The 14,454-nt window shown below is 42.5% G+C and carries 8 protein-coding genes; 2 read left to right on the top strand and 6 right to left on the bottom strand.

The window, feature by feature from the left end:
* The first annotated feature begins 146 nt into the window (after positions 1–146).
* Together ABHV44_RS12120 and ABHV44_RS12115 are read left to right on the top strand one after the other, a co-directional pair.
* Entirely contained in the window at positions 147–2,099 is a 1,953-nt protein-coding gene (locus ABHV44_RS12120) for a S9 family peptidase (RefSeq protein WP_459074957.1), read from the top strand.
* Positions 2,100–2,198: 99 nt separating this feature from the next.
* The gene (locus tag ABHV44_RS12115) at positions 2,199–2,558 is read left to right on the top strand and encodes a hypothetical protein (RefSeq protein WP_459074956.1); all 360 of its coding nucleotides are present in this window, start codon (positions 2,199–2,201) and stop codon (positions 2,556–2,558) included.
* Between the two features lie 200 nt (positions 2,559–2,758).
* Here the strand turns inward: ABHV44_RS12115 and ABHV44_RS12110 are convergent, their stop codons facing one another.
* The 6 genes from ABHV44_RS12110 to ABHV44_RS12085 all read right to left on the bottom strand — a co-directional run bounded on the left by ABHV44_RS12110 (position 2,759) and on the right by ABHV44_RS12085 (position 14,325).
* A complete protein-coding gene (locus ABHV44_RS12110) occupies positions 2,759–3,286 on the bottom strand; it encodes a hypothetical protein (RefSeq protein WP_459074955.1) in 528 nt (175 codons plus the stop codon).
* 100 nt (positions 3,287–3,386) lie between these two features.
* On the bottom strand, positions 3,387–4,052 hold the full coding sequence (locus ABHV44_RS12105; protein WP_459074954.1) for a hypothetical protein: 666 nt from the start codon (positions 4,050–4,052) through the stop codon (positions 3,387–3,389).
* A 146-nt stretch (positions 4,053–4,198) separates the two neighbouring features.
* Entirely contained in the window at positions 4,199–4,789 is a 591-nt protein-coding gene (locus ABHV44_RS12100; RefSeq protein WP_459074953.1) for a hypothetical protein, read from the bottom strand.
* Positions 4,790–4,936: 147 nt separating this feature from the next.
* Complete coding sequence (locus ABHV44_RS12095) at positions 4,937–5,662, bottom strand: hypothetical protein (protein ID WP_459074952.1); 726 nt, start codon at positions 5,660–5,662, stop codon at positions 4,937–4,939.
* Between the two features lie 558 nt (positions 5,663–6,220).
* The gene (locus ABHV44_RS12090; protein WP_459074951.1) at positions 6,221–10,537 is read right to left on the bottom strand and encodes a fibronectin type III domain-containing protein; all 4,317 of its coding nucleotides are present in this window, start codon (positions 10,535–10,537) and stop codon (positions 6,221–6,223) included.
* Between the two features lie 596 nt (positions 10,538–11,133).
* Entirely contained in the window at positions 11,134–14,325 is a 3,192-nt protein-coding gene (locus ABHV44_RS12085; RefSeq protein ID WP_459074950.1) for a CheR family methyltransferase, read from the bottom strand.
* Positions 14,326–14,454: the final 129 nt, after the last annotated feature.

Here is a 14,454-nt window from a genome sequence, read left to right as displayed (position 1 = left end):
AAGTCGGAGGAGGACTCATACCTGTATTAAATTTCCTGCATTACCCACTCGCCCCCAATTTGTTGCGCTTAACATTTTTTGATCAACCCGGTTGCAAAAAGGCGTAATTTCATCTGCCATAACAACATCACAAAAACCCTATAACCATGAAACCGAAAATGCTTTCATTTGCAATTGGCGTTCTCACGCTGATAATTTTCTCATCGGCTCCCACAGATGTGGCGGCACAACAAGGAAAATCCGCGAAAATGGAAAAACCCAAACAGTACCCCTTAGAAGACTTTTTTAGAAACCCAGAAAAATCGAGCTACCAGATTTCTCCCGATGGCGAGCACATCTCTTACATGGCTCCTTACGAAAACCGAATGAACGTTTTTGTGAGAAAAGCAAAAGGCGAAGAAGCCACGCGAATCACGGAAGTGACTGACAGAGATATTGCAGGCTACACCTGGGCCAACAACAATAGGATTCTTTACCTCAAAGATGATGGCGGAGATGAAAACTACGCGCTCTACGCAGTGAACCTCGATGGAAGCGACTTTAAAGAACTCACCAATTTCGATGGCGTTAGAACCCAGCTCATCGATGACCTCGAAGGTGATGACGACCATATTTTGGTGGGGCTCAATAAAAGGGTACCCCAAATTTTTGATCCTTACCGATTGAACATTGTGAGCGGTGAGTTGGAAATGCTTGCCGAAAATCCCGGAAACATCTCGGGCTGGATGACCGACCACGATGGTAAACTCCGAGTGGCACTCGCTACCGATGGTGTAAACCAAAGTCTCCTCTACCGCGACACCGAAGATGATGAGTGGGAAAACATCATGACCACAAATTTCAAAGAATCGATGTCACCGCTGTTCTTCACTTTCGACAACGAGGATCTTTACGTTTCTACCAACATCGGCAGAGACAAAAGCGTGATTGCTGTTTACGACCTCGACAAGAGAGAAGAAACCAAAGTGCTTTTCGAGCACCCGGAAGTGGACGTGTCGAGCTTGAACTACTCCGAAAAGCGCAAAGTGCTCACCAGCATTTCGTACACTACGGATAAGCGCCACCGAAAATTCCTCGATGACGAAACCGAAAAGATTTACGGATTTCTCCAAAACAAACTTCCTGGAAAAGAAGTGGTAGTTACCGGACTCAATAAATCCGAAGACAAGTTTATCGTGCGCACCTACAGCGACCGATCGCTCGGAGCCTACTATTTTTACGACAAGAGCACTGGCGAATTCAACATGATCGAAGAAGTGAGCCCATGGCTCGATGAAAACGACATGGCCGAGATGACTCCAATTACCTACAAATCGCGTGACGGCCTTACCATCAATGGATACCTGACTTTGCCGAAAGGCGTGAAAGCCAAAGATCTTCCTGTGGTAATCAATCCTCATGGTGGACCCTGGGCCAGAGACACCTGGGGCTTCAATCCCGAAGTACAATTTTTGGCCAACCGCGGATATGCTGTTCTGCAGATGAACTTTAGAGGGTCTACCGGTTATGGCCGTGAGTTCTGGGAAAGCTCGTTTAAGCAGTGGGGACAAACTATGCAAGACGACATTAGCGATGGCGTGAAATACCTCATCGACCAGGGCATTGCCGACCCGAATCGCGTGGCCATTTACGGAGGGTCTTACGGTGGATACGCCACACTTGCAGGATTGGCATTTTCGCCAGAGCTATACGCATGTGGTGTAGACTATGTGGGTGTTTCCAACCTCTTCACTTTTATGAGCACCATCCCGCCTTACTGGGAGCAGTATCGCCAGATGCTCTACGAAATGGTGGGTGATCCCGAAAGCGAAAAAGATTCGCTGATGTTGCGTGCAGCTTCACCGGTTTTCCATGCCGACAAAATTGACGATCCGCTGCTGATTGCCCAGGGAGCTAAAGACCCGAGGGTAAATGTGGACGAAAGCGACCAAATGGTTGCTGCCATGAAAAAACGCGGAGTGGACGTGGAATACCTCGTGGAGCCCGAAGAGGGCCATGGCTTCAGAAATGAAGAAAACAGATTCAAATTCTACCGCGCCATGGAAGCCTTCCTCGGCAAACACATCGGCACAGCCCAAACGGTGAAAGCGAAGAAGTAGAAAGAAACTCATTGGACATTAAAAACCCCGAAAGCTGGTGCTTTCGGGGTTTTTGTATTTTGGTGCTGTTTGCAAAGGAAAATTCATACTGAAAAAGCCATGATTAACTTTCGATTAGTCTTACTCTCCGTAGCTTTCACACTAATCACTAAAGCACTACTTGGCCAAACGCTTCTTATTGGATCAGGATTGCAAGAAGATACTTTATTGGTCCTATCTGAAAGAGATACCATTTTTCATGATGTCATCTCTTCTCAGGATCATATCGATATTTACAAGCAAGTACAATTATCTGAGGAAAACCGTTTGTTAAGTATTTATGTTAATGGATTGAGAGTTTCTACCCTCTTCCTTAACAAGAAGATTGTTTCAAGAAAAACCGAAATAGTAGTCGACTTTAACTTTGGTGAGTGCGATGGAGAACAAGAGCTTCTAAATGTAAGCTTCAAGTTTATTTGATGCTCAAACATCCAAACCACGGCCTCCAATAGATGGAAGCTTTCCAAGGGAAACACATCGGCACTGCCGAAATGGTGAAAGCGAAGAAGTAGAAAGCAATTCAATGGAAATTAAAAACCCCGGAAGCTGGTGCTTTCGGGGTTTTTGTATTTTAGTTCAGAATGATTATTCTAAATTATTCACATCTGAATTCTAGTAATTCACCTTCTACTCTTGACTCTTCGCATAAATGCTTTCTTGAATTTATTCAAATTCCTTTTGTCTTTCCCAAAGGTAATTGAAGACACACTCCCTCTGCTATTCATTAGAACCAAATCATCAACCAGGGCTAAATAGACAATCTCCCCCCAGGAGAACCAAGAAATCGGAGTAGAAGCAACATACTCCAATTCCGAGAGTTTCTCGTAATTCCAGTTCAGCTCTTCGAAACACAACTTAACATCTTCATGTACATCTGCGTCTGCATAATTTCCAATTTCTGTCAGCTTGAAAGATTTATTAATCGATAGGAGAATAAAAACTACTACGATGGTCAACAATAGGGATATGCATGTAAATAAGCTACTTGGTACTTTTCCATTCAGTACTTGATGAACAAAAGGCACAATAAAAACCAACCAAGGCACACCAACGATAAAAATCAAAGATAAGTAGGATAGAACTAAATCAAGCACACCAACTTGAACTCTCCTTTTACTTCTTAAAAAATCAATCTTCTGCTTTTTCATCAGCCTCATTAATCAAAGAAATCATTTGAATCATTAAAACTCATAAAAATCAAATCAAAGCCCTCGACAGCGGCAATGGAAGACAAACCAAACGAAGCCACTAGTTAATAATTAACTCTTTGTACGTCCACCGAAATATTTTATCGATTGCTATCAATTTTTGAGTCTTTTCCACAGAACAAAGTAGCTTGGCTTTTTCTACTCGATAATGATCATACTTCGTTTCGATGTCAAAACAACCTCGAATGCGATGAATAGCCGTTAGAAAATTTTGCAAGCTCATGCTGTAGCCATAATATCCCTCACCAAATAGCATGTGAGTTCTTGACTCAAAGAATTCAATACTATTTAAACCCGTATCTCGCTTTGCTTCCAGTCCTTTTGGCGGTGGTGGAATCAATGATGAACTATTGATGTAAATTGAGTCTTGGCAAATTGGTAGCTCTCCTTCATTTCCAGCACTCATAGTTTCCATGGCTCCATTAGAGGTATGGAGAAAGAGAAACAATCTCTGCCCAGTTCGATAGTCCGTCCAGCGGTGAGCACAAGGCCAGTCCTGAAATCTCTTAACTGTAACATTTCCTGTATCTCCAGTCACGCTTCCTTCTATTTCTAAAGTGAAGGTTAATGAGTCAAGAGAAATAATCTCTCCGTAGACTATCTTTTCGGCCTTTAGCATCATCGCATACAAGTCAACGGGCACGTAATCAGCCTTGGCTGTTATTGTCGAAAATGAAATCAGAATAAACGATAGAAGTTTCTTCATAACTGGTAGAACCATTTGACCAAAGCTAGTGCGGCTTTCCGAGAATTTGAAAGTATGGAAAAATACTTTCTTCAGACGTCCTGATCAACCGAAGAGGTGATGGCCGCTTTTACCTTATTTTTTGTTGGGCTTAACTTTTATTTGTTTTATTCAAGAAATATTTCTGGCCTCCAACATCTGACATACATGGACTCAATTTTCTGGTCAGGATAAATTACTGAAACGATAGTTAAACTCCCTCCAAAACAGTCGTCTGTTCCATAATCAAACGGATTTGAGTTCCAATCTTTGTTCTGAGCTAAATTTCGATGAATTTCAAAAATATCACCGTACTGCATCTTGTAACGTGTGTTTTCTGAATCAGGCTCAAATTCAATTTTCTCAAAATCATATGTTGGTCGGAAAACAGAATCTGTCTCGGTTGGAATGAAAAGATCTCTTTTAGCTATATAAATTGTGTCACCTTTTACAAATCGGAGTTGATGACTCGGACAAGAACCACAAGTTTCCTCGTAATCTTCGATCAAAATTATCGGTGTCTTCGAGTCGGAAAACAAAGCGCTTTTAAAATTTTCGGGAAGCATTGTTTCTCGAAATTTCTTTTGAGGACTGATTAAACCTACACCAATCTGGTAATGAGACTCTTTGATTGCCTGTTTTTGTGATCGATCTAGTCTATGATTCACTGTCGAACAGCTTGTTGTCAGAATGACTAATATGATGGTGAGAAGTTTCATTTCAAATTAAGCCCAACGGCTCGGGTATGAAACGTAGGGCATTTCGAAGCACTTAACTGTCCGCCCGAAACAAACTTGGTGAAGAGCCGAAAACTTACGGAAACCACTGTCCGCCCTATGTTTTATACCCATTGTTAGTGGCTGTTTTTATTTTCTTCGTCTTACCGTTATTTGGTTTTCATAAATGTCCAAAATACCTTCCACTTCTTGATTTTTGAAAAAGACAATCATATGTCCATTATCTTTCACGAAAACTTCTGGGTCGTAAGTCCAAATGCTGTTATCGGAAATAGTGTCAATTGTTACAAATTTATTATTCTCGATTTTGCTTAAGAATGTCATTTTAAAATCGGTAACAATATGATACAACTGTCCATTGTATGGAAATGTAGCCAGTGTCAATACACCAATACTGTCAACCAACTGTTTTGTCCCTTTTGTTGATTTTGATTCGTCATCTCCAACGTATCTAACAATGGTTTTTCCTTTTTTGCTTCTCGGTTTAGGCAACTCAAAAACGGTCATTAATTCTGGATTGCTAATTTCAAGAATTTCTGAAAAGCCACTTAAATGAGCCAAAGTATTTGTTATGTAATATTTTCCGTTCAGTTTATTAACCACAACAGGACAAGTAGAAGCGGCTGAATATTCAATGCCTGTCTTTTTGTTCTTAAATTTTATTGTTCCACCCCATTCGCCACTACAAGTTTTTGAAACAACGTATAAACTGTCTTCAAAAATATTGCTCGGATTCATCTTAAAGTCACTTCTGTTAATCCCGTCCAGTCCAACAACGTCTTTGATAATAAACGCGTTTTGTCCGAAACAATTCGTTGCCAAAAAGAGTGTCAATAATATAATTAGTCTGTTCATTTTTTGGTCGTCTTTAAATAGCCACAAACGTATCAATAAAGGAAGTATTACCTTTATCTAACTATGTCGGTTTGTTGTTTAAGTTATTGTTATTCAGTTTTGTACCCTCATAAATGGCATCAAGGAGGCTTGTGTTTTTGTGGAAATCTTTCCTGCCCACGTGCGCACATTTTTCGAAGTGCTTATCAATAGTTAGGTTTTCGAGTAGCTCGTATTTTAGTTCGTGCTTTTCCAAATATATTGAAAGCAAACTGATCTTTTGAGCTCCAACGATTGTCAATCGCACTTTAGCATTGCTGGCGGAAGCCTGAAGCCTTCTCTTCCTTTGAAAGATGTTTCAACGGGTAGCACTCACTTTGAATAGCACCTCAATCTGCGTTAGGGATTGCAGTGGAAATCCTTTATTGATGGGATTGCTTTTGTGCGCGTGGGGAGCAATAAAGATTGAAACGAAAAGCCCGACCCGCGAGGGTAACGCCCAAAATCAGGGAATAAAAAAAGGCTGTCCTCACAACGTGTTTGGACAGCCTTTTTTCGAACAATTATCACCTTAACTAATTAATCGCAAATTGATCCAAATTGACTTAAGAAATCGAGGAGATCGGTCGCATCGACCATATCATCTCCTGAAATATCTGCATCACAGTTTGAAGTGCAACCGAAGTCGCCCACCAAAATTAGCAAGTCGCTGGTACTGACTACCTGATTGCCATCCAGGTCTGCTGAACAGCCTGAAACAATAGGAGTTCCCTCGCAACCGCAATCTTCTGTGACCACATCATTTTCTGTATCGGGATTTCCATCATCACACGCATCTCCTATATTGGCTCCAAGCTCAACACAGTCTACTTCAGCCAGTGTGGTGAAAGAAACCGGACCTATCCATTCGCTAAATCCATCTCCGCAATTTGTTCTCACATAGACATCGTACGCAACTTCAGCGTCCAGTCCCATGGCAGAGTAAAATGGTTCAGAAACCGGGGTTCCGTTTTCAGGGACTGGATATCCAGAAGGCACTACTGCAATTTCCCAATCGGTCTGTCCATCTTGAACTGACCAGGAAATTTCCGCAGAGGATGAAGTCACTTCAGAAACTGACACTTCACCAGGGCCAAAGCAGCCTTCGGCAAAACGCATGCTGACAGCAAAAATATTTACCACTCCACCACCTGAGTCTTTTACAATATCGATGCTTTCAATTGTTTTGGACTGGTTGCCCGTGGCTACATCAACTGTAAGCTGATAAATTCTCGGGTTGTTAAAAGGAGTTTGAACAACATAATCTGCCAGGCTAATTCGACCGATACCAGAAATAATTACTGGCTGGTCATTAGAATTGAACCAATCGGGGATGATTGACGATTCAATGGCCTGCGATGTGCCGTCTGTAAAGTTGATCGATCCTGTGATAAACGCATTACCACTTCCGGAAACACCCGCCAAATAGATTGTCTGAGCAGGTGATGCATTGGCAATCTGCAATGTGCCGCCATTTCCGGCTGTTTCAATTCTCAAAGAGTTGTTTCCTTCGTAAGGATCGGCAAATGGTGACATTTGATAAGTCAGGCCGGGAACATTCGGGCTGGTTAGCATTCCATCTGCAGGAAGTCCCAGCCCCAGAAACGCATCTCCCTCCTGTTGCTGATAGTCTTCAGAGAAATAAGCATAACTCACGCCATCGAGGTCGTTTGTAGTTGTTGAGTCAGGTGTTCCAACTCCATTTGCAATCACATCATCAGAAAAACCTGAAGTCACTTCCAGGACAGTGTATCCACCAAAAGTGTATGGTCCTGCCCAATCGCTCCAGCCAAATTCTTCTCCGCAATATCCGCGAACGTAGAATTCGTAAATGGCTCCGCTCGACAGTCCATCGGCATCGAACGATTCAGTGGCTGCTGGCGAACCAGCTTCGGTGGGCCCTCCAGTTCCTTCGAGCTGCACAACTACTTCCCATTCTGTATGGCCTTCTGTACCTGTCCATGAAAGGTCGGCACTCGTGGCCTGAATGTTTGTTGCTGAAAGGTTGGTCGGCATTTCACAAGCAATTGGAGTCGTAAACTCTACAGGCCCAACCCAATTGCTAAAACTAGCACCACAGGAAGTTCGGATATAAACATCATAGGTAGTATTATCATCGAGTTCGGTAGCATCGTAAGTAACATCAGCTACTGATACACCGGCACCCGGAATCTCTGCGCCAGACTCAACGATTGCGATTTCCCAGGCGTCCTGTCCTTCGGGAGCTGTCCAGTCGATGGTAGCTGAAAAAGGAGCTATATCAGAAACTACTGGTTCACCAGGAATGATGCATGTTGGCGTAAAGCAAAGACTAGCTGCGAAGATGTTCATCACACCGTTTCCAGACTCTTTTACAATCTCCATGCTCTCAATTACCTTGGTCTGATTCTCCGGGTTGATAGGAATCTCTAATTGATAGACTCTCGGGTTATTCGGGTCACTTTCTACATTGTTGTTATTAAGGTTTAACCTACCCATACCCTGAATAATGATTGGCTGAGAATTTTGAAAATACCAATCCGGTACAAGGGTAGTTTGAATCGGTTGGGTTGTGCCATCTGCAAAATTGATGGTACCGTTAAGACTGGCACTGCCATTTCCTGAGACCCCGGCCAGGAATACCGTCTGAGCGGGTTGATCGTTGTTAAACTCTAAAAGTCCACTGTTTCCGGTTGTCGCAATTCTCAATGAGTTGTTTCCTTCATAAGGAGTAGCTTCCGGAGACATGTGGAAAATCAGTCCTGGTGTGTTCGGACTATTCAGAACTCCGTTGGCTGGCAATCCAAATCCTTGCAGTGGGTCACCAGCTTGTTCCTGATAATCTTCTGACATGTAGACATAATTGCCCCCATCAATATCGTTTGTAGTAGTAGTATTTGGATCACCAACTCCATTGGCGATAACATCGTCTGAAAGACCTGCTGTAATTTCCATAGCTGCATAACCACCGAACACAAAAGGTCCGGCCCAGTCGCTCAACCCGAGATCTACTCCACAGTTTCCGCGAACGTAAAACTCATATGTAACGCCCGGATCTATTCCAGTAACAAAAGATTCTGCCGGAAGAGTTACATCTGCCTCGGTAGGTACGCCTGATCCTTGCGGTTGTACGGCTACTTCCCATTCGGTTTGGTCGGGTGTGCCCTCCCAATGCAATTGAGCACTTGTAGGAGTTACATCCGACACGCTCAGATTAGTTGGCGCTGGGCAGGCAATGGTCGTTGTAAACCCGACTGGCCCTTCCCAGAAGCTGTATCCATCTGCACCACAATTGGCTCTCACGTAAACTTCATACTCCGTTTCAGAATCAAGATCAGATGCTGTGAAAGGATTGTCCATAGTTGGCGTTCCAGCCTCAGTTGGCTCACCTGTTCCGGCAGGTTGAACTACAACTTCCCAGTCTGTTTGTCCTTCTGTTGCAGTCCACCCAATCTGAGCAGAAAGAGCACCAACATCTGAAACAGATAAGTCATCAACGCGAACACATGCCGCTGTCGACTCTGAGCAGTAAACCTCATAATCCAATTCTGTTTGCTGACCTGTTGCGCAGGAGTTAGTGAAATCTGAAGTGAGGGTAATGTAGATGCTACCTGACGAAGCTTCAAATTCCATTCCTGCAAGTTCTTCACTGTCCACATCGCTGTTGTAGAGTACAGTTCCACTGTTGTCCGAGCCATCATAAATAACAAGGTCATCGTAAGTCTGCGTGCCAAAACTTTCTTCCATCGACCCAGCATTAAAGAAGAGGGTTAATGCTGTCCCATTATCGGACATATAACGGAAAGAAGTGTTTTCGTTGTTGGCATAGCAATAAGTGTAATTGTAAACACCCTGATCGCAGCCAATTTGTGCCGGAGTTGAAAAGTTCACTGGTCCTATCCATTCGCTGAAGCCATTCGCATCGCAATCAGCTCTCAAGTAAACTTCGTAGTCGACATCTGAGTCGAGGTTTGACAAACTGAGTGGATTCTCAGTTGTAGATGTCCCGGCTTCAGTAGGCTGGCCCGTGCCAGCGGGCTGCACTACATACTCCCAGCTACTCTGCCCCACAGCCGCAGACCAGCTCACTTCGGCAGAAGTTGGAGTTACATCACTCACTGAAAGGTCGGACGGTGCCACACAAGAAGGAGTTTCTTTGTAGCTCATTGCGAAAACATTCACAACGCCTCCAGATGAATCTTTTTCGAAATCCACGCTGGTTATTATCTTGTTCTGATTTACTGCTGCAATGGCTATTGATAACTCATAAACCCGTGGGTTGTTGAACGGATTATCCACATCTTCGCTAGCGAGATTTACCCGACCAATTCCACTAACTGCAGTGGGTAGGGAGGTTCCGTTGTACCAATCTGGAATACTTGTAGAAGGAATTGCCTGAGAGGAACCATCCAGGAATTGGATCGTCCCGGTAAGGCTACCGCTTCCGCCACCAGACATTACCAAAAAGTGAACACTCTCTGCCGGGTTTAGATCCGCAAAATCAAGAGTTCCTGTAGCTCCATTGGCTTCCAGCCTCATAGAGTTGTTACCAGCATAAGGCGTGGCAAAGGGCGACATTTGAAAATCCATTCCAGTTTCCGTTGGACTTTCAATTATTCCATTTGAAGGAAGTCCAAAACCAAGCGGTGCGTCACCGGCATCCAGTTGATAGTCTTCTGAAATGTAGACGTAATCACCTCCGTCAATATCGTTTGTAGTTGAAGATGAAGGTGTGCCAATCCCGTTGGCGATCACATCCTCCGTAAGTCCAGAGTTGAATTCTACCTGATTGTAAGTTTGTGCTGTTGAGAAAGCAGGATAAATCAGAACAACAAAAAGAGTCATTCCAACAAGCCGCTGGAGAGATTTAGTAAGCATGAGGTTAAAGTATTATAGTTGGTTAAAAATTTGGAATCAAGAATTCTAAAAAAAGTATTTTCTGCATTAAGTTTGTACTGCAGAGCCAAGGCTTAAACCTAGACAGAGTTAAATGTATAGCACCTACTAAAATCTAAAGAGAAACTCACTACACAATCAGTTCTCTTTCTTTAAAAACGACCTACACAACGAGTACCTCATATCTGCTTAGAGACCGTTATCCGGGAATTTAGCGTGGTTGCCAGACAGAATTAAACCAACTGTAGAGATCTTAATTTGCCGGTCTATCGAGTCCTTCCGAATCCTTCACAAATGGGGAAACAGAGATTGTTTTTCAAAATGTAGTTGAAAATTTAGTCAGAATTTCAATCAGACCTCACCACTCTGTTTCACACTTTCGATCCGCGTTAGGGACTGCAGTGGAAATCCTTTATTGCTTCCATCAGATAGCTCTGCGCGTGGAAGGAGCAATAAAGATTGAAAGGGAAAGTCGGCTGCACAGGATTTGCAATCCGCAACAACTCGAATAGAACAAAGAAAATAATCCAAAGCGACAAGCAGGACTGCCGTGCATTGGACAGGCTTACTCTATAACTCTAATTTTTCGGGAATGAAGCTGTGAAAGTAGTACCGACTTTTGGTTCGCTTGATACTTCAATTTTGCCCTTTGCAATTTCCATCCTCCTTTTTACAAGATACATTCCTATGCCGGCACCTTCAATGTTCTGGGGTTGTTTTCCGTGAACACGTTTATACTTCGAAAAAATATCCCTCAACTTGTCTTCTTTTATTCCAATTCCGTTGTCTGTGACAGATAACGTGATATAACCTTCTACTTCCCTAGTCCGAACCACAACTTCCAGCCTCCTGTCGGGAGATCTGTACTTTATGGCATTAGACAAGAGGTTAAGAATAACACTTCTCAGGTTTTTCCGCATGAAGTTAATTTTATCTACTTCAAAGTCGGTTTTAAGAACTGCTTTCGATTCTTTCAATTGATCACTCAATGTGGTTTTAATCTCCTTCAACAGGGTTTTCACGCTTATGTCTTGAGAATGCTCTTCTCGAATTTCCTTTTCTGTCAAAGCAATATCGGTTAGGTCATTTATAACATTCACTAGCCCCTGGGCTGATCTATAAACAAAGCTTCCGATATTCTTTACCTCATCATTATTCATTTGATCAAAATTTTGATACAAATGCTTACTGGACAATAAAAGGTTTCCAACTTCTCCTCTTAGGTCGTGTGATACGGAATGGATAAAGGTATCGTGGTCGTGAATGATTCTGGTGAGAATTTCCTGGGTTTTCTTCAGTTCAGTAATGTCGTTGAAAGTGATCACTACCCCATCAGTCTTATTACCCTTCTTCCTCACATACGGGTTTATGCTCATTTGATACCATTGGTCATTCAATGTTTGCACTTCACCGTCATAGCGATTCGAAGTAGCCATAACTTCCTCTATATCGGAGATCAGTGTTGTGAACTTGATATTGGATGAAATGTCGTGGAGCGGTCGGCCAATGTCAGATTCTTTCAAGTTGATCTGCTTGAATGCGGTTGGAGTGAATTTTCTGATGATTAAATTCCTGTCGACATACAGCTGGCTGTTGGTTGTACTTCTGAAGTAATTATTGAGCTCATCGTTCAGGTCGCTCAACTGTTTCATTTTCTGCTGATTGTCATTGTTGACCGTTTGAAGTTCTTCGTTAATAGATTGCACTTCTTCGTTGGTGCTCTGTAGTTCTTCGTTGTTTGAAATGAGTTCTTCGTTGTAAGCCTGCGCATTATCCACACTCACTTTCAAAGAATCCTCAGCCTCTTCCAGTTTCTGGCGCGCTTCTTTGAGCTCCTCTTCCAATTCAGTCACATACCTTTCAGCAAATAAAGACTCATCGAACACCTCCTGCTCCTTTTGTTTCGAGCTTTTCTTTACCACTTTGCGATCTTTATAAAGAACAAGGAGCAGCTTTCCTGAATTTTTGGTTTCAGGTAGAACTTTTACGATAATGTCTACTGAATATGCCTTTTTGTCTCTGGAGAACTTGACCTGCTTCAAAACAATTTCTTTCTTTTCTTTGACAGCTCTCTTCATACTGCTTGATGTAGCTATTGAAAGTTCACGTGGCAATAGCTCGAGCAACTCGAAATTGAACATCTCAGGCAGAAGGTATTTCTTATAATCCCCCAGGGCTTTAACAATCTTAAAATCCTCGTCTACGCACACTCCAGCGTAGTTCAACTCACTTAAGAGCTCATTGTTTAAGACGGAATACAAATGATTTTGCATTTCATTTCTTTCGGGCTTCTCGGCTGGTACAGGCCTTGGAGCTTGCCGGGTATAAGATGGCGGTGAATAGGTGCCGTTCTCCAAAAAGCTTGTGGGTTTAACGTTCTTAAAGATTTTCCATTTCTTACTTATCTCTTTAAAACTCCCTTTCACATTTCCTAAGCTTTCACTCGGTCCTAAGTGCAGGTAACCGCCATCATTGAGGCAAAAGTGCAGCGTACTCAGTACTTTTTTCTGAAGAAAAGGATTTAGGTAAATAAGCAAATTGCGGCAGGAAATGATATCCAGCTTATAATAAGGCGGATGCTTGGTAATATCGTGTTCTGCAAAAATTAGCATTTGCCTCAAGCGTTCCTTTACCTTGTATTTGCCATCTTCCTTATCAAAATACTTGCTAAGCCTTCCGGAAGAAATGTCCTTTTCAATGCTTTTTGGATAAATTCCTTTTGAGCCCACAGCCAAAGCTTCATGGTCCACATCTGTGGCAAAAATTTTAACCTCTATGCTCTTCTTCTTTTCAGTGAGAAATTCGTCAATTACCATCGCAAGGGAATAAGCCTCTTCCCCTGTGGCACATCCAATAGACCACACCTTCAAGGGAGCATCCGGTTCTTTGTTTTTAATAACCTCTGGCAGGGTTTCCTGTAATATTTCAAAAGGTTCAATGTCCCTGAAAAAGCTTGTAACGCTTATTAAAAACTCCTTGGCAAGCGCTTTGACTTCATCTGGTTTCTCCTTCAAAAATTCAATGTACTTTGGCAGAGAGTCAAATTTTCCGGCATTCATTTTCTTGATAATCCTTCTCACTAAAGTGGTCCGCTTGTAATCTGCGAAATTGAGAGACGAATGATCCTTAATAAGCGAGATTACCTCAAGAAGGTCCTTTTCGTTGTTATCAGTGAATTGGCTGTACAGAGCTTTATGATTCAGGTACTCTTTTATTTCTTTCATTATGAACTCAGGAGCTACAACCACATCGGCATAGCCCGAAGTTATGATACTCGCGGGCATATTTCCAAAGAAAGTTGTTCCGGGGTCCTGGGCAATTACACATCCCCCTGCCTGTTTGATGGCATCCGAACCTTTGGTCCCATCTTCGTTGGATCCTGAAAGAATGACTCCTATGCTCTTAGCTCCATAGTCTTGGGCTATGGAGCTAAAAAATAAGTCTATCACATTGTTATGCGGTTCTTTAGAATCCTCTAAAATTATTGTCCCATTTTTGATGACAACATTCTTTTTCTCACTCATCACATAGATAGTTCCGGGCTGTATGCTCATGTCATTTTTCACTTCAATAACCTTTTGACCACTATGCTTGGCGAGCAACTCAGAGGTATTACTCTTGTAATGAGGTGGGAGGTGTTGAATGATAATGAAGGAAGTGTTCTTGGGTGATGGGGAGTTAAAGAGTTTATAAATCGCCTCCAGACCTCCGGCAGACGCACCGACTCCAATAATGTATTGATCTGACAATTTGTTTTTTGGCTTGGTCATTTGATTTCGGTTAATTCAGTAAAAGGAAATTTCTCCTTTTACTGGATTTGACAAAAGGTACAACTTTTAAATACCCATGACGAATAAAAACTTGTAAACCAGTAAATTAAATCAGAAGAAGCCCGCAGC

The organism is Halocola ammonii, assembly GCF_049334165.1.
Classification (GTDB): Bacteria; Bacteroidota; Bacteroidia; order Flavobacteriales_D; family Sanyastnellaceae; genus JBEGHD01.
This window is presented reverse-complemented; position numbering and strand designations above follow the sequence as displayed.

What these genes read in the sequence shown, in the direction of transcription:
- ABHV44_RS12090 (WP_459074951.1), bottom strand. Translation starts at nt 10,537, where the DNA reads ATGCTTACTAAATCTCTCCAGCGGCTTGTTGGAATGACTCTTTTTGTT.
- ABHV44_RS12110 (WP_459074955.1), bottom strand. Translation starts at nt 3,286, where the DNA reads ATGAAAAAGCAGAAGATTGATTTTTTAAGAAGTAAAAGGAGAGTTCAA.
- ABHV44_RS12100 (WP_459074953.1), bottom strand. Translation starts at nt 4,789, where the DNA reads ATGAAACTTCTCACCATCATATTAGTCATTCTGACAACAAGCTGTTCG.
- ABHV44_RS12095 (WP_459074952.1), bottom strand. Translation starts at nt 5,662, where the DNA reads ATGAACAGACTAATTATATTATTGACACTCTTTTTGGCAACGAATTGT.
- ABHV44_RS12105 (WP_459074954.1), bottom strand. Translation starts at nt 4,052, where the DNA reads ATGAAGAAACTTCTATCGTTTATTCTGATTTCATTTTCGACAATAACA.
- ABHV44_RS12115 (WP_459074956.1), top strand. Translation starts at nt 2,199, where the DNA reads ATGATTAACTTTCGATTAGTCTTACTCTCCGTAGCTTTCACACTAATC.
- ABHV44_RS12085 (WP_459074950.1), bottom strand. Translation starts at nt 14,325, where the DNA reads ATGACCAAGCCAAAAAACAAATTGTCAGATCAATACATTATTGGAGTC.
- ABHV44_RS12120 (WP_459074957.1), top strand. Translation starts at nt 147, where the DNA reads ATGAAACCGAAAATGCTTTCATTTGCAATTGGCGTTCTCACGCTGATA.